Genomic DNA, 23316 nt, shown 5'->3' with positions numbered 1-23316 from the left:
CGTTACCAGATCAAAAAGTCTTTATTCAAAAGGCGGAGAATTCCTTCCACCAAAAAGTAATCTCCATAGATAACAGGCACCTCCCGGTCGGCGGCCCGGTCGTATCTGGCGGAGCCATGGGAGACAATCGAATCCTTTTTGGGGTCCCACTCACAGTACTCATCTGTAACCGCCTTTAAGCAGCGGATAGCCGACTTCACGTACAGATTTTTTTCCAGCGGCTTTACGTGTCCGGCCAGTTCCAAAAGTCCGCACGCGGCGCAGACTCCCGCCGTCGTATCCAGGTAGCGCGGCTCCTCCGGCGCCCGGAAATCGATCAGCGGCACATATCCGTTTATCGCCGCGTTGGCGCAGAAATAGTGAGCCACCCGCTTCGATGCGTCCAAATACGCTGTATTTCCGGTATACCGGTAGGCCAACGCCATGCCATAGACGGCCCATGCCTGCCCCCGGCTCCAGGAGGAACCGCTCTCATAGCCCTGACCGCCCGGATTTCCCAGATATTCTCCGGTCTCCGGGTCAAATTCCACCAGATGGTTGCAGGAGCCATCCGGCCGGATGATGTATTTCAGCGCCATGTCGGTATGGTTCACTGCGATCTGACGGAGTGCGCTGTCATGAAGCTCTCCCGCTGCCCAATAGAGAAGCGGCAGATTCATGAGGCAGTCCACAATTGCGATTCCGGACCGCTCCCCGTTCCACGCCCTTAAGTATCCGGCCTTTGGATTGTAGCGGCCTGCCAGAATTCCCGCCGCGTGAAGGCCTCTCGTTCTGGAAGCCTCGCTGCCGGTCAGCCGGTAGTCGGCCACAGCTGTATGCAGCCAGAGGAAGCCCACATCGTGATCCAGTTTTATATAGGAAGCGAGAGCCTCATCCAGCCGCACCTCGATTCCCTCCGCGGCCTTTCTGTAACATTCCTTTCCTGCCGCATGATACATCTGCCACAGAATTCCGCTGTAGAACCCATTTGTCCAGGCCGCAAGCTCCTTCTTTCCCATATCTTCGTAGACGCCGTTTACAGGAACATAGGGCATCATGGAGCCGAGACGGAGACACTGGGCCTCCAGCTTCCGTTCTAATTTCCACCAGATTTCCTCCGCCCAGATATGGGTCTCACCATCAATCTCCCAGAGCATAACAGTTTCCTCCTCCGATCACAATCTTCCGATCCGTAAATTCTGTTTCCACCAGTGTCCCGATCTCCATTTTTCCTGCCGTAACCGCGAAACGGACTGCCGGTATACAGACATTGGGGAAAATGAGATTCATATTGGGCAGAGCCGTAATGACAACGCCGTCTCCGTCTCCATGTTCGGCTTCGATCCGGCTTTTGCCATGATCATCGGATACCTCCGCAGCTCCTCTTCCCTCCGTCTTTTTCGTCTCTTCCATACAGTTGGGATAGGAAAAACCGCAGTCATAGGCCACGCAGGATATGGTGCTGGTTATCTTATGTCTGCGCTTATGACCGCCTTTCACTGGCAGAAGCCACGTCTCCACTTCGATGCCCTCCACCGGGCTCCATCTGGAATAAACACCGTTCTCCGAAACACGGTATTCCAGACACGCCCTCCGGACGTAGTACATGCCATGCGCGTAAAAAGCCAGCATGCTGTCGGTTCCCGCCTGCTCCAGCTGATGAAAGGAGCGGGATACGCAGAATCCAAATACGGACGAATAGGCAAACTTGGCGTATTTTTCCGCCGCAAACGGATGCTCCATCACCGGATACTGGCCTGCGGTCAGGGCCACAACCTCGTGTTTCCGGTGACACAGCACCATGTCGCATTCCTTCACCGCAAGAACCTCCGAAAGCTTCGGAAGCGGCTCGCTTTCTGCCTTCCAGAACGGATGGCTGTCAGGCAGGGCCAGGCATACGAAGGTCTTAAACGACCAGTAGGGCGAGCCAGGGGCATTGTAGCTCTCCGACATCAGCAGATTCGGATACGTATAACCGACGGTGAGGACACCTCCATTGTCAAAGACCGGCTGCGCCATCCAGTATTCCATGTGGCGTTCCAGAATCCCCTTCATCACCCCCCATGAAATGCACTCCACACCGGCCAGGGCGCAGGCGCTGAAGAACGCTGCCTGCGCGAAGCGGTAGGTTAAGGAACGGCCAAAGGGAAGCGCCTTCCCCTCATCATCAAACCAATAGAGAAAGGTCTCTGCAAATTTCGCCGCCCGGCACTTGAACCGTTCTGCAGTGCCCGGATCGTCCTGTCCCATGAAAGCCGCATAGAGAAGGCAGTAAAAATGAATTCCAAAGGATGTGTAGTAATCCTTTTGCGGCCGTTTTCCATCGGAATACCAGCCATTTCCAATATAAAAGGATTCGTACCGGTCCATGGCATCCTTTACCTGTTCCTCACTCCACTTCCTCCCCACGCTGCGCAGCGCCAGGTTGGTGATCACCTTAAAGTACTGCCAGTTGTTGTCTGCCTGGGAGTACCGGTTGATCTGATACAGCCAGTCCGCCAGACGGTTCTTTTCCTTCTCTTCCAGCGGATCCCACAATTTTTCCGGAACCATCAGGATCCCGTAGCTGATCGCAGCCATTTCAACCATCCGCTGATCCTTGTCGTGTAAATCCCCCCAGTATGCCTCCGACTCCGGGTCCGTGCCCGCAGAGAGGCCTTTCCGGTAAACCGGCAGAAGACTTTCATCCGTGCCTCCGCCGGCCCAGTACGAAACCAGCCCCCACAAAACCCTTGAAAATCCCTCCATGCCGGCGATCTGGCTGCCGTATCCAGCCGCGGCCGCCCCCAGCTCCAGATGGGCGCAGTCTTTGCTGTAGTGTGGTTTGAGCGGTTCTGCCATATTTAACAGCAGTCCCTGATAATACGCCTTGTCTCTCATTTTCTTTCTCCTCCTTCACTCTATAAAAATGGAGGCTGCTGCAAAACGCCGCCATCCGTACCAGCTGCAGAAATTTCTGTTTCTGCCTCCAGTATCGATTACATGCAGTTTTACAACATCCTCCTATAGTACCGTTACACGATCTCTTTAACAGACGTATCTGTTCTGTCTCTCCTGGTCTATTTTGCTTTCAGTTCTTCCAGGATTTCCTGATACTGCTCCACCAGTTCCTTTGCCGCCTCTTCTGGCGTAATGTCCTTGTAGACGACCTCCTGAATCAGATCTTTTCGGATCACTTCCAGCTCTGTATTACCGCTGATCATATTATTGGTATAGGAATCCGGCTCTGATATCTCGACGCCTTTCTTCTGAATTTCACTCACTACGCCCGCGGCAATCAAAATATCATCAGACTGCCTGGTTGGGCAGTAACCGACATCGGTCTTACAGAGAGCAATCGATTCCGGATCATTCATCAGGAAATCCAGGAATTTAGCCGCCTCTTCTTTGTTTGACGAGTTATCGTTGATTGCAAAGCCTCTGTCTCCGCTGTAGGCGACGCCGCTGCATTTTGCATCACTGGTAACAGGCATTGAAATTACATCCAGAGGACTCTCGATGGAAGCAATATACTTAGGCGCGCTTCCGGTATAGTCAACGATCATTCCGATCTTCCCGTTAATCCATTTGTTGTTCTGGTCGGCCTGTCCCGCAAAGGTTGCCGCTTCCCCAAACGGTTCCAGCGTATTGGTCTCATATAATTCCACTACATTTTGAAACGCTTCCGCAGCTTCCGCTTCCGTAAAATTCATGGTATAGGTTGCTTCGTCGATCAGCGGTTTCCCTGTTTTCTGTGCCAGATAAGGCTGTACAAACAACCGGTTCAGCATGTCAGCATCTGCGGTCATCAGATAGGCATCCTCATCCTGCTCATGAACCGATTTCCCTAATTCCTTTATTTCATCCCATGTGTAGTTCTTGCTTAAATCGATTCCATAGGTCTTAGCAAAATCTGTATTTACATAGGTAACGGAGCCTCCTACCGTATAGGGGAACATGTTAGGCTCTCCGTTGTAAGTACCCGCAATCTCCAGAAGGCGGTCCTTCAGCGTACTCAAATCCACCGGCAGCGTCGATAAATCCGCCAGATAGTGTTTCGCCCCCTGAATATCCGGCAGCCATTCCTTACTAAGCTGTATGATATCCGGCGCTGTATTGCTGGAGAGTGTCGTCATGATTTTTTCATAGTACCCATCGTATCCCTGATACTCCGCCTCCACGCTCACGTTGGGATTCATTTTTTCATAGGCCTCGATCACCGCCAGCAGCGCCTGATGCCTGCTGTCACTCCCCCACCAGGAAAAGCGAAGTGTCACGGGTTCTTTGCTGGCTTCTGTGGTTTCCGCTGCCGTACTGTCATTGGCGCCTGCTGCCGCGGTACTGCTTTCCGCCGCCGTCGTATCTGTCTTCTTATCTCCTGCTCCCGATCCGCATCCCATCAAGGACACCGCCGCCATGGAAGCGGCCATCACCAGTGCAGCGCGTTTCATTAACTGTTTCTTCATAAAAATATTTCCTCCTTTATCGTTTTCCCTTTATCTGTATTCTATCACAAATCTATTTTTCCAAGCCCCTTCTCAGATTGCAGATGCCTATCATAAGATTCTATCTTCATATTATAAGCCTATCATTTTATTACTTCACGGGAAAACTCGTCCTGTGAAATAATAGCGTTCTTATCCCTTGATACCTCCGGCTGTGATTCCTTCCACAAAGTATTTCTGTGCGAAGAAATACAGCAGCACCGGCGGAATCAGCGACAGAAAAGACATGGCCAGTATCTGGTTCCACGGTGTAGATGCGCCCTGGCTATCGATCGACATCTTTAAGGCCAGCGACAGCGTATAGTTCTTCACGCTGCTGATATATACCAGATTGTTGAAATAGTCGTTCCATCTCCAGAGCGTCTGAAAAATAATAACGGAGAAAATGGAGGGCTTCATCAGCGGCGCCAGAATTCTCACATATACCATCAGCGGATTGCAGCCGTCCATATAGGCCGATTCGTCCAGCTCTCTCGGGATTCCCCTCAAAAACTGTATCTGCATAAAAATCAGGAACGGATAGCATGCCAGGACCGCCGGAACCCAGAACGGCAGGTAGGTGTCAACCCAGCCAAACTTATTGAACACCACGTACCGCGGGATCATAATAACCGCGTCCGGCAGCATCAGTGTGGAGATCATCAGCATGAACAGCAGCTTCTTCATCGGAAACTTAAATCGCGCAAAGCCGTATGCAACAATCCCGGTAGAAATGGCGGTCAGTGCAACCGTCGGAATAACAAGCTTAAATGTATTTAAATAGAATGTCAAATAGGAAAATTGCCCGCTTCCCTTCCAGCCTTCTCTGTATGCCGAAAAAGAGAAGTGCTCCGGAAGCAGGGTCATCTTTCCAAACAGCTCCTTATTGTCCTTAAATGTGGCGAAAAACAGCCAGAACAGCGGATAAATCATAGCTGCGCCCACAACAATCAGGATCACGTAGGCGATCAGATTATTCTTATTACTTCTCATCAGTCCATTCCTCCATCGTTATAGAATACCCACGCGCTTGACGAGCGGAATACCAGGAGCGTAATCAAAAGGATTGCCACAAACATCACCCAGGAGGATGCGGAAGCATATCCCATTTTCAGATTCTGGAAGGCGTCCTCATATATCTTGACTCCCATCAGGTACGTTCCGTGGTTCGGTCCGCCGTTGGTGATAATGAAGGCGGAGGTGAATTCCTGCAGCGCATGTATGATCTGCATGATCAGGTTAAAGAACACGACGGGTGTCAGCATCGGAAATGTAATATTCCAGAACTGGACCCATTTGTCCGCCCCGTCCACCGAAGCCGCCTCATAAAGCTCTGTCGGAACGTTCTTAAGCCCTGCGAGAAACAGCACCATGGATGAGCCGAACTGCCAGATCACCAGTAGGCTGATGGTTACGAGCGCAATGTCCGGATCTCCCAGCCAGTCGACAGCCGGAATATGTACGGCGCCCAGCATCTTGTTTAACATGCCTTCCTTCATAAACATGAATCTCCAGAGTATGGAGATGGCCACGCTTCCCCCCATGATTGACGGCAGATAGTAAACCGTCCGGAACAGGTTGATCCCCTTCAGACGCATATTTAAGATCATCGCTACGATGAGCGCCATGACGAGCTTCATCGGCACCGACATCAGTGCGTACTTAAAGGTCAGAAAGAACGATTTCAGGAAGTACTTATCTTTCGTAAACAGCCTGATGTAATTGTCAAATCCGACCCATTTTCCTTCCGATAATATGGAGAAATTCGTAAACGAGTAATACAGTGACATGATTAACGGGTAAGCCTGTAAAATAAGGAATCCCAGAAGCCATGGCAGAATGAAGAGCAGCCCCCATCTCCAGTTCTTCGGATACTTTCTCACGGCAGTGCCCCCTGCGGTTTTTGGTTTCAGTGACGACATGATACTTTCCTCCTTTGCTGATTTCCGGTTGTTATTCGCAGCCTGCCGCAAGCCTTTGCTGCCGGGTCTGGCTCCTCTGGTTTACGCTCCGGTTCCTGTGACTTTGCAGGGCATTAGCAGTTCTTAACGCGCAGAATTTTTCGTTCAGGGGAAATGACCACTTGTCTGAGCGAAGCGAGTTTGGGCATTTTCCCTGGTTTTTAGAAAAATACTGCACGTTTAGAACTGCTTATGCCCGAAACCGGAACTGGAACCGGAGCGTAAACCGGAGGAGCCAGACCCGGCAGCGAAGGCTTGCGGCAGGCTGCGAATGGCAACAGTTTCCATTCCCTTCGGAACATAACTCATGGACTGTATTCTATCATGCCCGCTTATTTTTGTGCCCCTGTGCCGATTGTGAACGCCTATCATTTCAATCTATCATTATTTTATCCGCCTATCTCTATTTTAGGGAAAATTGATTTCATGGTTATACCTTTGACTGTGGCAACTTTCCCATGATATACTGGAATCACTTAATTCTGGGGGAGGAAATACCATGTATGAACTACTGATCGTAGATGACGAGGCCAGTTCCCGCGATATCCTCGCGTCCTGTTTTCCGTGGGACGAGCAGGGCTTTCACGTATGCGGGCAGAAAGACAGCGGCCAGGAAGCGCTGGACTATCTAAAGGATCATTCCGTCCACGTAATCCTGACCGACATCAGCATGCCCGGCATGGACGGGATCGAGCTGGCAAAGAGTGTTTCGGAGCTGGAAGGTGCCCGGCCTATGGTCGTCTTTTTAAGCGCCTACGATAACTTTAAATACGCACAGAACGCGATCCGGTACGGCGTCCGGTATTACGTTTTAAAACCGACTAATTTTTCAGAGCTGAAGGATATCTTCGGAACCATCCGACATGAGCTGGATGCCAAATATAATGTAAGCTCTGACGATACCCAGGACTACTCCACCGATGAAATCATCCAGAAGGTCTTAAGCTACTTAAGTCAGAATTACAGGGAGGGCTCCCTGTCCTCACTGGCCGAATCCCTGTATTTAAACCCCTCTTATTTAAGCCAGCTGATCAAACAGAAGACCTCCAAAACCTTTTCCGATCTGCTGGGCGAGGCGCGGATGAAGCAGGCCGCTTTGTTCCTCAAGGATCCTGACACCAAGATCTACAACATCAGCAACATGATCGGCTATGTGAATCCCAACAACTTCGCACGGGCCTTCAAGGCCTACTGGGGCGTCACCCCGACCGAGTACAGAAGCCATGAAAAATAAATCAATCCTTGAAGGTCTGGAACGGAAATACCATTCCACTACAATCCGTTTTTTCATCAGAAGCCTGCTGGTCAACAGTCTTCTGATGCTGATCCCTCTTCTGCTCATCGGCCTGTACAGCATATTCCGGACAACGAATGAGAGTACCAGCGAGGCTGAAAAAAAGGCCTCGGTAATCTTAAACCAGGCCGATGATATTCTGGAGACCTTTTATACCCATGTGGACAACGCATACCTGTTCTTTGCGTCCAATCCCAGGGTGACGCTGCAGTTAAAGAACGCGTTTGATGAGAAATCGCTGTCGCTGGATTCCATCAAGTCCGTCGAGAACATTTCGCTGAACTTTCAGAACCTGATTTACACCGACGGCTATTTGAGGAATATCTATGTCTATTATAAAAATGACTACAGCCGGATCTTCGTGCCCTTAAGCTCAAAGCTCATCTCCTTTCCTCCTGATAAGGAAAAGGACGTCTTAAACTCCTACGGTCACGCAGGCGAAGAGGACGTCTGGATGGAGTTTTCCGATGATCCGCTGCTGTATACAGAATACCGGACTCCCAGCCTGTTGGTCTACCGGAAACTGTACCGCCGAACCACCGATATCCAGAACGGACTGGTCATCTTCAGCTTCAGCGCGGACAAGCTGAAGAGCGAGCTGTCCGGCCTGCTGGAATTTCCGGATCAGAAGCTCTTTCTGATGGATGCCTCCAGCCGCCTGGTCTGGCCTTCAACAGAGGAATTTCCGGAAGACGACCTTCTGGATCTTGCGGCGCAGATGGCCTCCCTTCCGGCCACCTCCCCTGCGGACGCCGTCAACCTGGACTATAAATCGTATACTGCTACGTACCTGCCGTCACCGAGATCCTACGGATTTTCGTATCTTCTGCTGACCCCCAGGAATGAAATCTACCGGACGACCATCAGTCTGACCAGCATGTACATCATCATCACGCTGGCGGCGATCGCGGTAGCCTGCATGATCGCATTTTTCAAGACACGGCACGATTACAAATACCTCGATAAGATTATCAGCGTATTCAGCACACCGGATACCGCAGTCAATCAGATCCGTCAGCCAAAGAAAGGCAGCTCCAGCCCATTTGAATACATCTTGTTCAACGTAATCCGCCTCTTCATCGAGCAGGACTACTTAAAAATGCAGGATTCCGAAAAAGCAGCCAAGCTCCAGCTCTCCAAAATGCAGGCGCTTCAGCACCAGATCAATCCCCACTTCCTGCATAATACGTTAAACAATATTTACTGGGAATCCGTCAAACTGACCGGCTCGGAGAACCGGTGCAGCCAGATGATATCGTATCTTTCCGCGATCATGCGCTACTCGCTCAGTGATCCCCAGGATAACGTAAAGATCCAGGAGGAGATCAACTATTTAAAGAAATACCTTGAAATTATGAAGCTCCGCTACACCGACCGCTTCGATGTCAAGTTTTCCCTCGCGCCGGACTGCTCTATCTACCCGGTCAAAAAAATGATTCTGCAGCCCCTCGTCGAGAACGCGATCTACCATGGAATTAAAGAAAAGAAGGAAAAGGGTCTGATCTCCATCTCCATTCACAGAAAAAAGGACCGTATCTACTTCACCATTTATGACACAGGAAGGGGCATTCCGGCCGATCAGCTGGCTTCGATCAGAGCAGGCCTAAAAGAGACCAGCCGAAACTCCAATCAGCATATCGGACTGGCGAACACCAATTCCCGTCTGGTCTTATCCTACGGTGAAGGCTCCGTTCTGCATATGAACAGCCGCTGTGGAAAGTTTACCGTAATCTGGTTTTCCATACCGGTACCTGACGAAACATAAAAGAAGAAGGCATGCCGCGGTTACCCGCACATGCCTTCTCCTCTATTCCTGAACCTCTTATCCGGCCTCCATCCGCCTGCTACTGAATGGACACCCGTTTAATCTCACTCCTGGACTTAAAAAGCCCTGCCAGCCGTATCACATCGTAATTCACCGGAAGCTTCAGCTGCATGGTCATCACGCAGGAGGACGCCTCTTCTGCCAGCTGTATATTGTCAGATTTGCACGACTCGTTCCGCAGCGTCTGTTCGATGAACCGCAGGATGTCCTCTCCCGGATTCTCACGAAATTCGATCTCCAGCTCTTTGTCTTCCTCGTATCTTCCTGTGAAATACCCTTTTCTTCCGAGAAACAGCTCCACAATCATCACGATCATCGTCGAGACGGCTCCCAGCACATACATTCCTGCGCCCATGGCCATACCGACGCCCACCGTCGCCCAGATTCCGGCTGATGTTGTGATGCCGTTTACATTATTATTTCTAAAAATGATGATTCCCGAACCGATGAAGCCCACCGCCGTCACAATACCCGCGGCCACACGGGATGGGTCGAGCTTAACATAGTCTCCCAGCACGTCGTTAAAACCGTACTTGGAGATGATCATCATCGCGGCCGCAGCGACCGCGATAATCACATGGGTTCTCGTTCCCGCCGTCTTCTTCCTGCTCTGTCTTTCATAACCAATTAGTCCGCCGCATAACGCGGCGGACACCAGCCTCAGCACATAGATAAGCTGTTCCATGACAAATTCGTTCAAATTATCACCTCTGTCCGGATCGTCCTGTATGGCGGATTGTCTTCTACTTCACCCATACGCCGGCCGCGTCCAGCGTATATCCATCCGGAGTCACCGTATTCTTCATCATCGCCCCATCGGCGCCCAGGTAAAACCATTGGCCGTCGGACTCCACCCAGGTACTGGAAGCCATAGCGCCGCCGGACTTGAAGTAATACCACGCGTCGTTGGAATAATGGCGCCAGCCCGTAGCCATGGTCCCGTCGGAATCGAACCAGTAATCAGCACCGTCTATCGTCATCCACTCATTGGCGGCGCGGTTTCCGTCGTTCTTTACAAAGTACCACTTTGCCCCCTCCTGCTGCCACTTTGCAGTCTGGGAGCCTCCGCTCTTCAGCGCAAAACCGTAGTCCAGCAGAGCCGAGGTATCCGTATACTGTGTAGACTTGCTCTTCATGATAACCGCGATCAGACGCACACCGTCCCGCTCCGCACATGTCACCAGCGTGTTGCCCGCCAGTGAAGTATATCCGGTCTTTCCTCCGATAACGCCCTGGTAGTATCTGGCGTCATTGGGATACAGCATCTTGTGGCCCAGGGATATCGTGCGGGCCGCCGCCTTCTGCGTCGCCGGAATCTGGTAGCTTAAGGTCGATGCGATCTTGCTTACCGTACCATTCTGAAATGCCGCCCGTGCGATCAGCGCCATATCATGAGGCGTCGTATAGTGGTTGGAATTGTTGAGGCCGTTCGGATTGACAAAATTCGTGTTCGTACAGCCCAGCTCCTTCGCCCTGGCATTCATCATGTCCGCAAACTTGCTGATACTCCCCGCCGTATGCTCGGCCAGACCGTTGGCCACCTCGTTGGCAGATTTTAAAAGGAGACCGTAGAGACTCTGACGCACCGTCAGCTTGTCCCCTTCCACCAGTCCCAGTGTAACAGCGCCGGACTCCAGATTCGTAACCGCCGTCTTGGAAAATGTAACCGTATCGTCGAGACTGCACTTTTCCGCTACCAGAAGAGCTGTCATCAGCTTCGTGATGCTGGCCGGGTAAAACTTCGTCTCTGCCTCCTTCGAATAAAGCAGGTTTCCCGTGGCCGCATCCATGAGCACCGCGCCCTGAGCCTGGATCTCCGGCTGTTTTAATGTGTTCACCACACTGCCGCCGGTCCCGCTTCCCTGGGTGGCCCCTGGGCCTGCGGAAGTACCCGGCCCTGTCGAGGTTCCCGATCCAGTGGAAGTTCCCGTTCCTGTCGAGGTTCCTGTTCCCGTCGAATTCCCTGTTCCCGTCGAATTCCCTGTTCCCGTCGAAGCTCCCGGGCCGCTCTGGGTATTATTCCCGCCAGGTCCCGCTGTCTCCGGCCCTGAAATTCCGTTATCCGATCCGCCGCTTATGGGCGGGACGATCGGAATATCACCGAAGGCCGGTACCGAAGCCAAAAGGCTTAAGCTGATTGCAATGCTCCATATTCTGTTAAAGCGTTTTACCATGTCTGTTTCTCCCCGTGTCATCCTGTATTCTGTATTATGTACAATAACCTTTATCCTGCATCGGCACACAGTACGGTCCGCTGTTCCGCCTTAGGCCGGACAACTGCCAGGTAAAATCTTATATGCCGATTTTTATCTGTAGTATTTCCTTGTTTCAATCCACGCTCGATAATTTCACAGAGTGCGACTACATCTTATAGATGCGCGGCTTGACTTCATGTCAGCGAGGGATACCGATTTTTCTCTGCCCGCCACTGCCGTTAAGCTTGTTTTTGGCGTTTCATCCCTCCACCTGCAGAGGTGGGGGAATTCTCGCTTGTTTCCTTAAACAGTATAGCACAAAATTGCACGGATACGGATTAAAATTTTCTTACAATAAGAGCGCACGCCCGGCGGAGGCCGGAACCGGATAATCCGGTCCCTGTCTGCGCCAGGCGTGCTCATTTTATGCCTTATCTTTTTTTACTTTCTGCCTTATGGGCGTTTTTCCACATGGCCCAAATCACGCTGGCCACGCAAATAGAAGAAAAGCATCCGCTCACAAGTCCGAATAACAGAGGCAGGGAGAATTCAAAAATGGACTGGATCCCAAAATGCCACGATGCAATCACCAGGATCAGTACGCTGATACACGTCGTCAGCGAGGTGTGCAGCGACCGTCCAAGACTCTGTGATACGCTGGTATCCACCAGCTCGTCGATATTTTTACACTTATGAAGATTCATGTTCTCTCTGATCCGGTCATAGATGACGATCGTATCATTGATGGAGTAACCGATGATGGTCAGCACCACCGCCACAAACGCGTCATTCAGCGGAATCGCAAAGATCAGGAACGCACACAGCACGATCAGCACATCGTGGATCAGCGCGATCACCGCAGATACTCCCGCAGAAAGGCCCGAAAGGATGGAAAACCGGATCCAGACATACACCGTTATCAGTACCGCCGCCAGAACCATGGCGATCACGGCGTTGTGGAGCGTCTTCTGCCCCATATACGGCTGAACCGCATACGTCTCCGACAGGGTCGCCGTAAAGCCATCCTGATAGCCGTTTAAGATCTGCGTCACGTATTCCTGGCTCTCCGGGCTGATGCCTTCCTGCCCTGCAAAGGTCAGAACCATAAACTGTTTTCCAAGGCCATCCTCCTTTGTCAGGCGGACATTTACATTTCTTCCGGTCTCGCCGGATACCTTGGCAGCAACGGCGTCGGAATTCACATCGGCCGCGCCCTCGATCTCATACTTTAACGTCGTTCCGCCCGTAAACTGGGTGTCCAGGCTCACTCCGTTCTTCATAAATCCCAGCACGCCGGCCAGGAGCATACAGATGGAGATGGCAAACCATATGTATTTCCGTTTCATGATCGGATAAATCTTCTGGTTCTTCTTCACCTTATACCACTTCAAATCGTGGAATCTGCCTTCCCGTATGATGGAAAGAAGCACAGTCCTGGAGAACCAAACGCCCACCACCAGGTTGATGATCAGGCCCACAAGCAGCGTATAGCCGAAGCTCAGCATGGTGCCTGAACCGAAGAACATCAGGATTATCGCCACGATAGCGCTCGTCAAGTTTCCATCCAGCACGGAAGAGAATGCCCTCTTGTATCCCCGTTTGACCGCCTCGGTCAGCGAAACGCCGTTTCCAAGCTCCTCACCGATACGCTCGCTGATGATAATGTTGGCATCCACCGCCATACCTATGGTCAGTATGATACCGGCGATACCGGGCAGTGTCAGCGTATACTGCGGGATCGAGATCGCCAGCAGCTGTATGGAGGTCTGAAGAATCAGGCCAAAGCATGCCACCATTCCCGGCAGGCGGTACATGGCGATCATGAAAATACAGATACAGAAGAATGCTACCACACCTGAAAATACCATGATATTCAAGGCATTAGAGCCCAGGCTCGGGCTGATGGTGCTGAAGTTCTTCGTCTCCATGGCGTACGGCAGGGCACCCGCATTGATCTTGTCCGATAAGCTCTTTGCGGACGCATACGACTCCATGCCGTTAATCACGGCGTTGCCGCCCGTAATCTTGTCCTGAACCACCGGATTGGAGATCAGCTCCTCATCCATGTAGATTCCCATGGGTTGGCCTACCAGTTTACCGGTGGCATCGGCAAATTTGTCCGCGCCGTCCTTTGTAAACTGCAGCTCCACCTCATATTTTTTAATTCCGGTCTGGTCCGAATACTCTACGGGCCGGCTGGTGGAGATGTCCCTTCCCTCCAGCATTACAGTGCCGCTCTCATCCCGGAAGGTCAAATTGGCCATGTCGCCCAGTTCCGCGATGGCAGCCTCCGGCTTAAAATCCTTTTCGTCGGATTTCCACGGAAAACGGACGATTACATAACCCTTTTCATTATCCGTTGTCACCTCGCGGTCCGTGATATTCTTATCATCCAGTCTCGTCTCGATTATATTCCTGGCCGCTTCGATCTCATTCGGCGCGGGATTCCGGTCTAAGCCCACTGGCTCGAATACGGCCTCGACGCCGCCCCGGATATCGATTCCAAATCTCATGTTCCCCGCGCCCTTAATGTCTTTTCCAAGGCCGAAGCATGCGGTATAAACCGCAAGGATGACGATTACCGTCAGGATTCCAAGTGTTTTCTTTCCTGGTTTCATAGTGCTCTCCTTTTCGTCTCATCGTAGTCTTCTTATCGACATTCATTATAGACTGTTATGAGAGAAAATGGTGCTAAGAAACCATTAAGATTTTCCCCGGTCCCTCCACCAGCGCTCTTCTTCCAGTTCCTTCCGGATCTCCTGTATGAATAAAAGCAGCACAACGATGGATATGGACCCCATGATCCCCATCAGAATCTTCACTGACACATCACCTCTTTACAATTTCATAATATTTTTTAGAAGTAACCCCATAGATCACCCCGTAAAAGACAGCAAACAGCAGTACCGCCCCGGCCGTGGACACGGCAAACAGCCCGACATTCCGCAGATTCAGCAGTGCCAGCAGCCTTGCGATCATCGGAAATGCGAAACAGATATGGACAGCGGCCGTAACCAGAGGCAGAAAGAACATGGTGAGCACCTGGGAACGGATGGCGCTCTTGATCTCGCGGGCCGACAGCCCCACATTCTGCATAATTTCAAACCGCTTCTTATCCTCGTAGCCCTCGGAAATCTGCTTGTAATAGATAATCAGCACCGTCGCCATCACGAACAGCGTTCCCAGAAACAGTCCGACGAAGAACAGCCCTCCGTACAGAGAGAAAAAGGACCCTCGCTCCATGGCTGCGGATTCGAGGCGGAAGGTCATTCCCAGGCCATTTAACCGTTCCTCCAGATCTTTGTAGAGTCTGGCAGAACCCTCTTTGCCGTCTCCGGCGTCGAAGGCCACATAGTAAACGGGTCTGGATTTCGCCTCCCCGTAGGCCTCAGCCTGCTTTTTCTCCATCTCCTCCAGCTGGGGAAAATCCGGCAGGACGATATGAAGGCTTCCCACAGACCCCATGGCGTCCATACCGTCCTCTACGGTCTGGCCTTTTAAGCCGGCGACATCGTACCGTTTTCCGAAGATGGAAAATGTATCCCGGTCGTAACGCATCCCATCCGCAAGCACCATCACCTGGTCATCACGCAGGCTGACATTTTGCCCTGAAATCCGGTTATAGTCCTCCAGGGTCATGAAGAAGAGATAGTCCAGGCTGTTGTAGTCCGCCAGATTCTCCTCCCTTACCTCGTAGCCGTCTCCCGTATCCACCGCGGCAAAGCTGACATAGCGGTAGCTGACAAGCCCTTTTGCGGTCTCCCCCGCATCCTTTAAGGCACTCTCCACAATCCCGTCGGTCTTCGCGGCCGTGTCGTCGGAATAATCGTACACCGTCACCACGTAATCCCGTTTAAAACGGTTTCTCATCACATCGTCCAGTCCCACATAGAGGGAAACCGTGGAAGAAAGCATAACTAAAACCGCTGTGGACAGAAGGCAGATCACAGACAGACCGGCCGCATTCTGTTTCATCCGGTATATCATACCTGAGACGGAGATGAAGTGGCGCGTCTGATAATAATAGCCTTTATTCTTCTTCAGCAGCTTCAGCAGCGTAACGCTTCCCGCGGTAAACAAGAGGCCGGTACCGGCAATCACGAACAGTACCGCGATGAAGAAGGCAAAAATGATCATCGCTGTCCGCTCCGTCGAGACAGCAATCCAGTACCCCGCTGCCAGAGAAATGACACCCAACACAGTCAGAAGCCACGGCGCCTTCGGCTCCCGCTCCCCCGCCTGCTTTCCCGCCAGCATTTCCACCGGCCTCGCCTTTACGACCTGCCATATATTATAGAAGAGAATCACCAGAAATATGACGCCAAAGAGCTTCACACACGCAAAAGCCGCCTCCGGGACGAAACTGAAATCCCAGGAAATATCCAGTTTCATCAGGCGGTACAGCAGCAGCGCAAAGACCCGGTACAGCAGAAAACCGAGCAGAATCCCGGACACCAGGCTCACCGCCGCCGTAAGCAGCGTCTCGATCGCCATGATCCGGGCCAAATGCTTTTTCCCCATGCCCAGGACCTGAAACAGCCCGAATTCCTGCTTTCTCCGTTTCACCAGAAAGCTGTTGGTGTAAATGAGAAACATTACGGAGAACACGGCCATGACCACGCAGCCAAGCATCAGAATAAATGCCATGGAGCCGCCTCCCCGCATATGGGCAAAGCCCGGATTCACCGTCAGGGAAGAGATAATATAATACATCATCACGGAGCCGATGCAGGTCAGAAGATACGGAACCGTGACGGCTGAATTTTTCTTTAAATTCTGAATGGCCAGCCTTGTGTAAAACAGGTTATTCATCGCGGCCACCTCCCGCCTCTAAGACGGCCAGAGTATCGGAAATCCGCTGATACATCTTCTCCTCCGTCATTTCGCCGCGGTAGAGCTGATGGAACACCTCCCCATCCTTGATAAACAGCACCCGTTTTGCATGGCTGGCCGCCTTGACGCTGTGGGTTACCATCAGGATTGTCTGCCCCTCCCGGTTGATTCCTCCGAACAGATCGAGAAGCTGGTCGGAAGCCCGGGAATCCAGCGCGCCCGTAGGCTCATCCGCCAGAATGATCGCCGGGTCCATCACCAGGGCCCTGGCAACCGCCGCCCTCTGCTTCTGGCCGCCCGAGACCTCATACGGAAATTTCTTCATAAGCTCCTTAATACCCAGTTTTCCCACGATGGGGTCTGCCTTCTGTTTCATTTCCCCGTAGTTCTTCTTTGCCAGAACCATGGGCAGATAGATATTGTCCTCCAGAGAAAACGTATCCAGCAGATTAAAATCCTGAAACACGAAGCCTAAGTGGTCTCTGCGGAACGCGGCCAGCTCTCCCTCCGGAATCGTTTTCATATCTCTTCCGTTTAAGAGGACGGCGCCTCCGGTAGGTTTGTCAAGAGCGGCTAAAATGTTTAATAGTGTGGTTTTCCCCGATCCTGACTCTCCCATGATCGCGACGTATTCTTCCTTTTCCACCGTAAAACTGACTCCGTTCAGTGCATTTATCTGATTTCCTCCGAAACGGGTGGTATAGACCTTTTTTAATTGATTCACTTCAAGCAATGGCATAATGCTGCCTCCTTTCCTATGACAGCAGTATATCAGACGGGAAAGAGCGGCCGCCATCGATGAGGCTTACATTTTTCTGCGTATCCTTACAAAAATGTAAGGGAAGCTTAAAGACTGGGACCGCATTCCGGTGGTATACTGAAATCACAAACAGATCGTTATCCATGCAGCGGAAGGAGGAAAAAGCGTATTTGGAATCCATGGGAATCCATAAGAAATCCCTGTTTCAAAGGATTAAGGGGCTATTTATTTCATAGGCCAGTTTCAGAAGCCTCTCTATTCCGGTATAAATTTCGTCATATCCAGGAGCAGCTTCACTTTCGTCCCCACTCCTGGTTCCGATTCGATCACCATCTCGTGCGCCAGACGGGTCATGACCTTTTTGCACAGATAGAGGCCGATTCCCGTCGATCCCTGACCCGCTCGGCCGTTACAGCCCGTATACCCGTTCTCGAACACCCTGGGGATGTCCTCCGGGGTGATTCCTCTTCCCGTGTCTTCAATCACCAGCGTCCGTATGACTTCCCCCGCCTTACGTCTTGCCGAGCTCCGTTCGGAGGGACTTTCCGTCTCCTGATAGACCGAGATTCTGCCGCTCTCCGTGTACTTTAACGCATTGGACAGAAGCTGTTCTATGACGAACAGAAGCCATTTTTCATCGGTCCGCACCAGACAGGCTGCGGGTCTGTAATCGAGTGCGATCTTTTTCCGGATAAATACCGGAGCATACTTGTGAATGGCTTTTTTGACGATGGCGTCCAGCGAGCATTCCCGGATGACCAGATCGGCGGAAGGGCTGTCCGCCCGCAGGTACTGAAGCACCATTTCCACATACTGTTCGATCTTAAAAAGCTCATTGGACAGCTGGCTGTGGTCCGTTTCTCCGCCAGGGTGTGTTTGAAGAATCAGGTTCATGGCCGCGATGGGGGTCTTTACCTGGTGAACCCACATGGTATAATAGTCCTTCATCTCCGTCCGCTTCTCCTCTTCCTCCCGAGGCAGCCGGTCCCTCTCCTCATAGGAAGAGGCGAGAAGCCTCCGGTACAGAAGCTCCAGCTGATCGGAGGTCTCCTCAAAGGGTTCCGCATAGCCCGTCTTCTGGGCCGCCATTCGCTCTAAGTCCCCGCATTTTTTGCAGTAACGGGAAAAGCTTCGGACGGACAGAAGGAGCCCCGGCACCGCTCCCAGAATCCAGGCGTAGAGTACAGCCTCCACGGGAAGGCGGTACAGCCAGAATACGGCCGCACACAGGATTCCACCGCAGACGCCCGCCGTAATTACCGTACGGTTTCTTTTTAAATAGAGGCCTGTCAGAGACAGCAGCTTCCTTCCCTTCATTTTACCATGTACCCCATGCCTTTCTTCGTGACAATGAAATCCTCAAGGCCAACGCCGTCCAGTTTCTTCCGGAGCCGGTTCACATTGACGGTCAGCGTATTGTCGTCCACATAGCTGTCCGTCTCCCACAGCCTCGTCATCACCTCTTCCCTGGAGACGGTACGCCCCGCCTGTTCCATGAGAAGCTTTAGAATCCGGAATTCATTCTTGGTCAGTTCCACTTTCGTCTCCTGATGAGTCAGAGTGGCGTCATTGATGTTTAAGACTGCTCCGCCGTGTTCGATCAGGTGGTGATCCCCTGCAAAATCATACGTCCGCCTGAGCATAGCCTGGACCTTGGCCGTCATCACATTCAGATCGAAGGGCTTTGCTATAAAATCATCGCCTCCCATGGAAACTGCCATAATAATATTCATGTTGTCGGACGCCGAGGACAGAAAGATCACGGGCACATTGGAAAGCTTTCGAATCTCTCCGCACCAGTAACAGCCATTAAAGTATGGCAGCAGGATGTCCATCAGGACGAGATGCGGTTCGAAGGCCGCAAATTCGGCCAGCACATGCTTCAAATCCTTCACACAGGCCGCCTCATAGCCCCACTCCCGCAGGTGATTCTGCACGGTTCTGCCGATTACCTCATCATCCTCGACAATCAGTATCTTATACATTGGCCGCCTCCTCATTTACTTTCGTTCCCTATTCTACCAGCCAAATCTTAATTTTTTCTTTAAATATTTCAGAAGCTTTGCTAAGGAACTGTTCTGTTTTAAAACCGTATGGATTTTTAATGAAAATGTAAAGAAGTCCGGAACCGGAAGTGGTATACTGAAACTAAGAAGAAAGGGGGTTTTGACCATGATTACCATATTTAACCGCAAAGAGCTGTACTCCGGTTTTTCCATGGTGGAATGCTCCCGTATCGGACGGATTCTGAAAAAGAATAAGATTCCTTATATCATAAAGGAATGCGATTTGAATCCGATCAGACCGGGATTCATTTCCACATCCGCCCCCATGATACAGACAAAGCCCATAAGAGAATACTATTTATACGTAGATAAAAAAGATCACGGGGAAGCCAGCTTTCTGCTCACCTGTGAAGAGGGCTGCGTCTGACCTCCCCATCCCCGGAACGTACTGCATGAATCACGCAGTACCTGATAACGCCTTTCATACAAAAGGCCGGGAAACCAAAGTATGCTTCTTTGGTTTCCCGGCCCTCTCTCTGCCCCCCGGCAGCGGTCTTTTGCCTCGTCATTCCAGCTGTTCGCGGTACTCCTTCTGCATCTCTTCCAGACGGTCCAGCGCCGTATTTAAAATATAGGCGTGGTCGAAAGCCAGCGCTTCCGTGTCATTCACATCAATCGCAGGCAGCAGTTCCGCATGTGTATCCTTCTTCCACATGAGTCCCATGTGGGTATATCCTTCCGTAATCCGGTATCCGATGAAAATATGGCGTTCCTCGTTCTCCACAGTCAGGGCGTATGTCGCACCATCTGCCAGATCCGACAACTTCTTTTTCTTAACCTGAAACCACACGGCTTCCTTCGCATCGTCTCCTGCGACCGGATTCAGTTCGTCCTTCGGCACAACCGCCATACACGATACAGAGATAATCCGCGTCCGCGGGTCACGTTTTACACTGCCCCATGTATAGAGCTGTTCCATGCAGACACCGGTAATCCCGGTCTCCTCCTCCAGCTCTCTGGCCGCGGCTTCCTCCAGCGATTCGTCCATATTCACGAATCCGCCCGGCATAGCCCACTGGCCGATACACGGATGATTCCGTCTGCGGATCAGCAGAAGCTCCGGGTCCTCATCCTCTGCCTCCGGATCGACTGCAAAAATCAGCATATCCACAGTCACCGACGGCCGCTCATAATTTCCGGGCCTGTACTGTGCTAAGAATTCTTTCTCGGTCAGCCCATCTTCATTCTTCAGTTCCATAGGAATTCCTCCTCCCCGGTCCCAGCGGCCCGGCTTTAAAAAATAACAGAATTAAGCGCTCCCAAAACGCCCACACTGGCCAGTCCCATAATGACTCCGGCAAGAAGTACGCCTCCCATAACTGCGAGGATACTGGATTTGAAGTCGATGTCGAGAAGGCTGGCTGCCAGCGTACCGGTCCACGCGCCCGTACCTGGAAGCGGAATTCCTACGAACAGCAGCAGAGCGACAAACAGCCCTTTGCCTGCCTTCGCCTGCAGCTTCTCGCCGCCGTGCTTTCCTTTTTCCAGACACCATGTGAAAAATCCGCCGATCACGGGCTTGTCCGCTCCCCATTCTAAAACCTTTCTGGCAAATAAATAGATGATCGGAACCGGGAGCATGTTTCCGATAATGGCGATGATATACGACTCTAAAAGAGGCAGGCCCATCACCTGGGAATAAGGAATGGCGCCGCGAAGCTCAATGAGCGGTACCATGGAAATAAAAAAAACCATTATATAACTTTGTAACATCCTGATATTCCTTTCCTATAAAAAGTCTGCCATTATACTATACACAAAGATCGGGATCCTTACAACCTTTTTAGAAAAAGATAATAAATTTATGCGGAAAATTAATACGGGAAACCGCTGATTCAGCAGTTCCCCGTAGAGACGTATTTCAGATTTACCGCTTATTTGTAACCCAGTCCCGGCAGGATATTTTTCGGATAATCCAAGAACAGCATATCCGCCTTGTCGTCCAAATAGTGGCGGTTCGGATGGATAATCACCAGCCACCGCCCGGTAAAATATTTCACATAGTTTCCGAATACCTCGGAATCCAGCGTCGTTCCGAGAAGCAGAAGGACCTCTGCCTTCGATATCTCATTGGAGGTCTTCGTCATCAGGCGGCTGTCCACCATCTCACCGAACAGCGATACCTGCGGGCGGATCGGGATATCGCACTTGTCGCAGAGAAGTATCTTTTTCGCATCCCGTACCTGCTCCATGGTGTATTCCCTGCCGCAGTGCGGGCATTTATTCTCATAGATCGTCCCGTGAAGATTCACCACGTTTTTACAGCCGGCCCTCTGAGCCTTTGCATAAATGTTGCTGGTAATAAGACACTGCAGCTTCCCGGCCCGTTCCATCGCTGCCAGTGACGGACCGGAATCCGTGTCCTCCGGCGGATTCTCCAGCATCTCTTTCTTATAGAATTCAAAGAAAAACTCGGGCCGTGTATTATAGAAGGCGCTGGAAAAGATCTCTTCCGCAGAATATCCGTACTTCGTCTCGATATCATAGGCTTTATCGGGATTCTTTACCCCTTTAAAGCCGCCCTCCTCCATCATGCCGGAGCCGCAGATGGCCACCGTGTACCTGCTCTCATCAAGAATTTCCCTCAGTTTTGTAATCTTACCTTCCATAATAAAACCCTCCCTTCAAAGCTTCTTGTACTGCTCTGTTTTATGATAATATTATACTATGAAATAACAGTATTTTCCATGTTATATTCTATTTATTTTCTCTTTTTTCTTCTCACGCTTTATTCGTGCGGCAAATTCCTGTTTTCTATATAATTGCACAGTGTATTCGATCCCTGAAAATGCAAAATGCCGATTCCATGGACTAATTTGATCTTATCCTTGGAAATCGGCATTTTGCATTGGCACTTTTGACCTCTTACATCGGTTTTCTCTTCGTATTCGGTCCCATACCTTCCCGGCGTGAATTATGGGTCTGATTCTGGTTTTCCGTCTTTACCTTCTCGGTAATGCTGTTGAAGGTCTCGTTCGATTTCTTCTGCGCCAGTTTTTCCTGCTGGTCCTTGTCCATTTTTATCACCTCACGGATAGTATGAGCCGGACAGGAGCATTGTACTCATGACCGCAGAAATGGGAGCTTAAACTTTCATAATAAAAATCTTAACATTTCGTTAACCCCCTTGTACTCTCCAAACTGGTGTGATATAATCCACGGAAGTTGGTAATATATATCAATAGTATCAGAATCTGACAACTCACACCTAACAACAGAAGGGGTTGATCTTATATGAAAAATCTGCTTCACAAGTACAGGCACGCATGGGTTTTATGCTACGCTTTCATCTACATTCCCTGGTTCGTTTATTTAGAGAAGACGGTGACGAGCAATTATCACATCATGCACGTCGGGCTCGATGATTATATTCCGTTCAACGAATACTTCATAATTCCTTACATGCTCTGGTTCGCCTATGTGGCGGGCGCAGTCCTTTATCTGTTCTTTACAAATGTTAAAGATTATTACAAGCTTTGTACCATGCTGTTCACCGGAATGACCATCAGCCTTCTGGTATGCACCATATTTCCGAACGGTACGGACTTCCGGCCGGTCATTAACCCGGATAAGAATATCTGCTCCGCCATCGTAGCGTGGCTCTATTCCACTGACACGTGCACCAATGTATTTCCAAGCATTCACGTATATAATTCCGTCTGCGTCCATATCGCAGTCAGCCACAGTGAACGGCTTAAGAAGTATCGGTCCGTACAGATTGGTTCCTTTGTCTTAATGGTTTCCATCTGTCTGGCTACGGTTTTCTTAAAACAGCACTCCGCGTTCGACGGACTGGGAGCGGTCATGATGGCATACGTCATGTTCCAGTTTATCTACACGGACGGTTACGTCACCAGCAGAAAGAAAGTCACGCAGAAAGCTATCAGTTAATACGAAACGGTCACCCGGCGCCAGCCGTTCGGGCCGCCATAACAATCAA

The 23316-nt window shown here is 51.0% G+C and carries 21 protein-coding genes; 4 read left to right on the top strand and 17 right to left on the bottom strand.

The window, feature by feature from the left end:
• Positions 1 to 2 precede the first annotated feature (2 nt).
• From M1L66_RS10450 to M1L66_RS10430, 5 genes are all read right to left on the bottom strand, one after another.
• Positions 3 to 1136 carry a glycoside hydrolase family 88 protein gene (locus M1L66_RS10450; RefSeq protein ID WP_434692773.1) on the bottom strand — a complete coding sequence of 378 codons (1134 nt, stop codon included), beginning with the start codon at positions 1134 to 1136 and terminating at the stop codon, positions 3 to 5.
• The gene (locus M1L66_RS10445) at positions 1120 to 2859 is read right to left on the bottom strand and encodes a DUF2264 domain-containing protein (protein ID WP_434692771.1); all 1740 of its coding nucleotides are present in this window, start codon (positions 2857 to 2859) and stop codon (positions 1120 to 1122) included. Before M1L66_RS10445 ends, M1L66_RS10450 begins: the two co-directional genes overlap by 17 nt.
• A gap of 179 nt (positions 2860 to 3038) precedes the next feature.
• The gene (locus M1L66_RS10440) at positions 3039 to 4424 is read right to left on the bottom strand and encodes an ABC transporter substrate-binding protein (protein ID WP_434692769.1); all 1386 of its coding nucleotides are present in this window, start codon (positions 4422 to 4424) and stop codon (positions 3039 to 3041) included.
• Positions 4425 to 4595: 171 nt separating this feature from the next.
• Positions 4596 to 5435, bottom strand: coding sequence for a carbohydrate ABC transporter permease (locus M1L66_RS10435; RefSeq protein WP_434692767.1), 840 nt, complete (start codon positions 5433 to 5435; stop codon positions 4596 to 4598).
• Positions 5435 to 6364: a carbohydrate ABC transporter permease gene (locus M1L66_RS10430; RefSeq protein ID WP_434692765.1), complete on the bottom strand. Its 930-nt coding sequence runs from the start codon at positions 6362 to 6364 to the stop codon at positions 5435 to 5437. The genes M1L66_RS10435 and M1L66_RS10430 overlap by 1 nt, the downstream gene beginning before the upstream one ends.
• Positions 6365 to 6902: 538 nt before the next feature.
• Between M1L66_RS10430 and M1L66_RS10425 the strand changes: the two genes are divergently transcribed.
• Positions 6903 to 7637 carry a response regulator transcription factor gene (locus M1L66_RS10425; protein ID WP_434692763.1) on the top strand — a complete coding sequence of 245 codons (735 nt, stop codon included), beginning with the start codon at positions 6903 to 6905 and terminating at the stop codon, positions 7635 to 7637.
• The gene (locus M1L66_RS10420) at positions 7627 to 9462 is read left to right on the top strand and encodes a sensor histidine kinase (RefSeq protein ID WP_434692761.1); all 1836 of its coding nucleotides are present in this window, start codon (positions 7627 to 7629) and stop codon (positions 9460 to 9462) included. The genes M1L66_RS10425 and M1L66_RS10420 overlap by 11 nt, the downstream gene beginning before the upstream one ends.
• 79 nt (positions 9463 to 9541) lie before the next feature.
• Here the strand turns inward: M1L66_RS10420 and M1L66_RS10415 are convergent, their stop codons facing one another.
• The 8 genes from M1L66_RS10415 to M1L66_RS10380 form a co-directional block, all read right to left on the bottom strand.
• On the bottom strand, positions 9542 to 10222 hold the full coding sequence (locus tag M1L66_RS10415) for an MgtC/SapB family protein (RefSeq protein WP_187021619.1): 681 nt from the start codon (positions 10220 to 10222) through the stop codon (positions 9542 to 9544).
• Positions 10223 to 10265: 43 nt separating this feature from the next.
• A complete protein-coding gene (locus M1L66_RS10410; protein WP_434692758.1) occupies positions 10266 to 11696 on the bottom strand; it encodes a serine hydrolase in 1431 nt (476 codons plus the stop codon).
• A gap of 452 nt (positions 11697 to 12148) precedes the next feature.
• Positions 12149 to 14335 (bottom strand): protein translocase subunit SecF, encoded by a 2187-nt coding sequence (secF, locus tag M1L66_RS10405; RefSeq protein WP_434692757.1) that lies wholly within the window; start codon positions 14333 to 14335, stop codon positions 12149 to 12151.
• Positions 14336 to 14419: 84 nt separating this feature from the next.
• The gene (locus tag M1L66_RS10400; protein ID WP_270467472.1) at positions 14420 to 14545 is read right to left on the bottom strand and encodes a hypothetical protein; all 126 of its coding nucleotides are present in this window, start codon (positions 14543 to 14545) and stop codon (positions 14420 to 14422) included.
• A 1-nt stretch (position 14546) separates the two neighbouring features.
• Positions 14547 to 16529 (bottom strand): FtsX-like permease family protein, encoded by a 1983-nt coding sequence (locus tag M1L66_RS10395; RefSeq protein WP_434692754.1) that lies wholly within the window; start codon positions 16527 to 16529, stop codon positions 14547 to 14549.
• The gene (locus M1L66_RS10390) at positions 16522 to 17289 is read right to left on the bottom strand and encodes an ABC transporter ATP-binding protein (protein ID WP_025530799.1); all 768 of its coding nucleotides are present in this window, start codon (positions 17287 to 17289) and stop codon (positions 16522 to 16524) included. The genes M1L66_RS10395 and M1L66_RS10390 overlap by 8 nt, the downstream gene beginning before the upstream one ends.
• Positions 17290 to 17565: 276 nt before the next feature.
• Positions 17566 to 18627 carry a sensor histidine kinase gene (locus M1L66_RS10385; RefSeq protein ID WP_434692749.1) on the bottom strand — a complete coding sequence of 354 codons (1062 nt, stop codon included), beginning with the start codon at positions 18625 to 18627 and terminating at the stop codon, positions 17566 to 17568.
• Positions 18624 to 19295, bottom strand: a complete 672-nt coding sequence (locus M1L66_RS10380; protein WP_117630108.1) for a response regulator transcription factor — start codon at positions 19293 to 19295, stop codon at positions 18624 to 18626. The genes M1L66_RS10385 and M1L66_RS10380 overlap by 4 nt, the downstream gene beginning before the upstream one ends.
• Positions 19296 to 19482: 187 nt before the next feature.
• Between M1L66_RS10380 and M1L66_RS10375 the strand changes: the two genes are divergently transcribed.
• Positions 19483 to 19743: a hypothetical protein gene (locus M1L66_RS10375; RefSeq protein WP_434692747.1), complete on the top strand. Its 261-nt coding sequence runs from the start codon at positions 19483 to 19485 to the stop codon at positions 19741 to 19743.
• Between the two features lie 138 nt (positions 19744 to 19881).
• On the opposite strand, the gene M1L66_RS10370 is transcribed toward M1L66_RS10375, so the two are convergent.
• From M1L66_RS10370 to M1L66_RS10355, 4 genes are all read right to left on the bottom strand, one after another.
• Positions 19882 to 20574 (bottom strand): NUDIX domain-containing protein, encoded by a 693-nt coding sequence (locus M1L66_RS10370; protein ID WP_434692745.1) that lies wholly within the window; start codon positions 20572 to 20574, stop codon positions 19882 to 19884.
• Between the two features lie 35 nt (positions 20575 to 20609).
• Entirely contained in the window at positions 20610 to 21089 is a 480-nt protein-coding gene (locus M1L66_RS10365) for a COG2426 family protein (protein ID WP_110326895.1), read from the bottom strand.
• 161 nt (positions 21090 to 21250) lie between these two features.
• Positions 21251 to 21985, bottom strand: a complete 735-nt coding sequence (locus M1L66_RS10360; protein WP_187021631.1) for an SIR2 family NAD-dependent protein deacylase — start codon at positions 21983 to 21985, stop codon at positions 21251 to 21253.
• Between the two features lie 256 nt (positions 21986 to 22241).
• Positions 22242 to 22394, bottom strand: coding sequence for a hypothetical protein (locus M1L66_RS10355; RefSeq protein WP_002600538.1), 153 nt, complete (start codon positions 22392 to 22394; stop codon positions 22242 to 22244).
• 216 nt (positions 22395 to 22610) lie between these two features.
• Here M1L66_RS10355 and M1L66_RS10350 point away from each other — a divergent pair, with 216 nt between their 5' ends.
• The gene (locus tag M1L66_RS10350) at positions 22611 to 23267 is read left to right on the top strand and encodes a phosphatase PAP2 family protein (protein ID WP_002600539.1); all 657 of its coding nucleotides are present in this window, start codon (positions 22611 to 22613) and stop codon (positions 23265 to 23267) included.
• The last annotated feature ends 49 nt before the right edge of the window (positions 23268 to 23316 follow it).

This window comes from Hungatella sp. SB206, from assembly GCF_051132295.1.
Taxonomy (GTDB): domain Bacteria; phylum Bacillota; class Clostridia; order Lachnospirales; family Lachnospiraceae; genus Hungatella; species Hungatella effluvii.
Note: the sequence above shows the minus strand (reverse complement) of the source record. Positions and strands in the feature narration are given on the sequence as shown.

Coding starts and splice junctions, on each gene's coding strand:
- M1L66_RS10450 (WP_434692773.1), bottom strand. CDS start 1,136: ATGCTCTGGGAGATTGATGGTGAGACCCATATCTGGGCGGAGGAAATC.
- M1L66_RS10445 (WP_434692771.1), bottom strand. CDS start 2,859: ATGAGAGACAAGGCGTATTATCAGGGACTGCTGTTAAATATGGCAGAA.
- M1L66_RS10440 (WP_434692769.1), bottom strand. CDS start 4,424: ATGAAGAAACAGTTAATGAAACGCGCTGCACTGGTGATGGCCGCTTCC.
- M1L66_RS10435 (WP_434692767.1), bottom strand. CDS start 5,435: ATGAGAAGTAATAAGAATAATCTGATCGCCTACGTGATCCTGATTGTT.
- M1L66_RS10430 (WP_434692765.1), bottom strand. CDS start 6,364: ATGTCGTCACTGAAACCAAAAACCGCAGGGGGCACTGCCGTGAGAAAG.
- M1L66_RS10425 (WP_434692763.1), top strand. CDS start 6,903: ATGTATGAACTACTGATCGTAGATGACGAGGCCAGTTCCCGCGATATC.
- M1L66_RS10420 (WP_434692761.1), top strand. CDS start 7,627: ATGAAAAATAAATCAATCCTTGAAGGTCTGGAACGGAAATACCATTCC.
- M1L66_RS10410 (WP_434692758.1), bottom strand. CDS start 11,696: ATGGTAAAACGCTTTAACAGAATATGGAGCATTGCAATCAGCTTAAGC.
- secF (WP_434692757.1), bottom strand. CDS start 14,335: ATGAAACCAGGAAAGAAAACACTTGGAATCCTGACGGTAATCGTCATC.
- M1L66_RS10395 (WP_434692754.1), bottom strand. CDS start 16,529: ATGAATAACCTGTTTTACACAAGGCTGGCCATTCAGAATTTAAAGAAA.
- M1L66_RS10390 (WP_025530799.1), bottom strand. CDS start 17,289: ATGCCATTGCTTGAAGTGAATCAATTAAAAAAGGTCTATACCACCCGT.
- M1L66_RS10385 (WP_434692749.1), bottom strand. CDS start 18,627: ATGAAGGGAAGGAAGCTGCTGTCTCTGACAGGCCTCTATTTAAAAAGA.
- M1L66_RS10380 (WP_117630108.1), bottom strand. CDS start 19,295: ATGTATAAGATACTGATTGTCGAGGATGATGAGGTAATCGGCAGAACC.
- M1L66_RS10375 (WP_434692747.1), top strand. CDS start 19,483: ATGATTACCATATTTAACCGCAAAGAGCTGTACTCCGGTTTTTCCATG.
- M1L66_RS10370 (WP_434692745.1), bottom strand. CDS start 20,574: ATGGAACTGAAGAATGAAGATGGGCTGACCGAGAAAGAATTCTTAGCA.
- M1L66_RS10365 (WP_110326895.1), bottom strand. CDS start 21,089: ATGTTACAAAGTTATATAATGGTTTTTTTTATTTCCATGGTACCGCTC.
- M1L66_RS10360 (WP_187021631.1), bottom strand. CDS start 21,985: ATGGAAGGTAAGATTACAAAACTGAGGGAAATTCTTGATGAGAGCAGG.
- M1L66_RS10355 (WP_002600538.1), bottom strand. CDS start 22,394: ATGGACAAGGACCAGCAGGAAAAACTGGCGCAGAAGAAATCGAACGAG.
- M1L66_RS10350 (WP_002600539.1), top strand. CDS start 22,611: ATGAAAAATCTGCTTCACAAGTACAGGCACGCATGGGTTTTATGCTAC.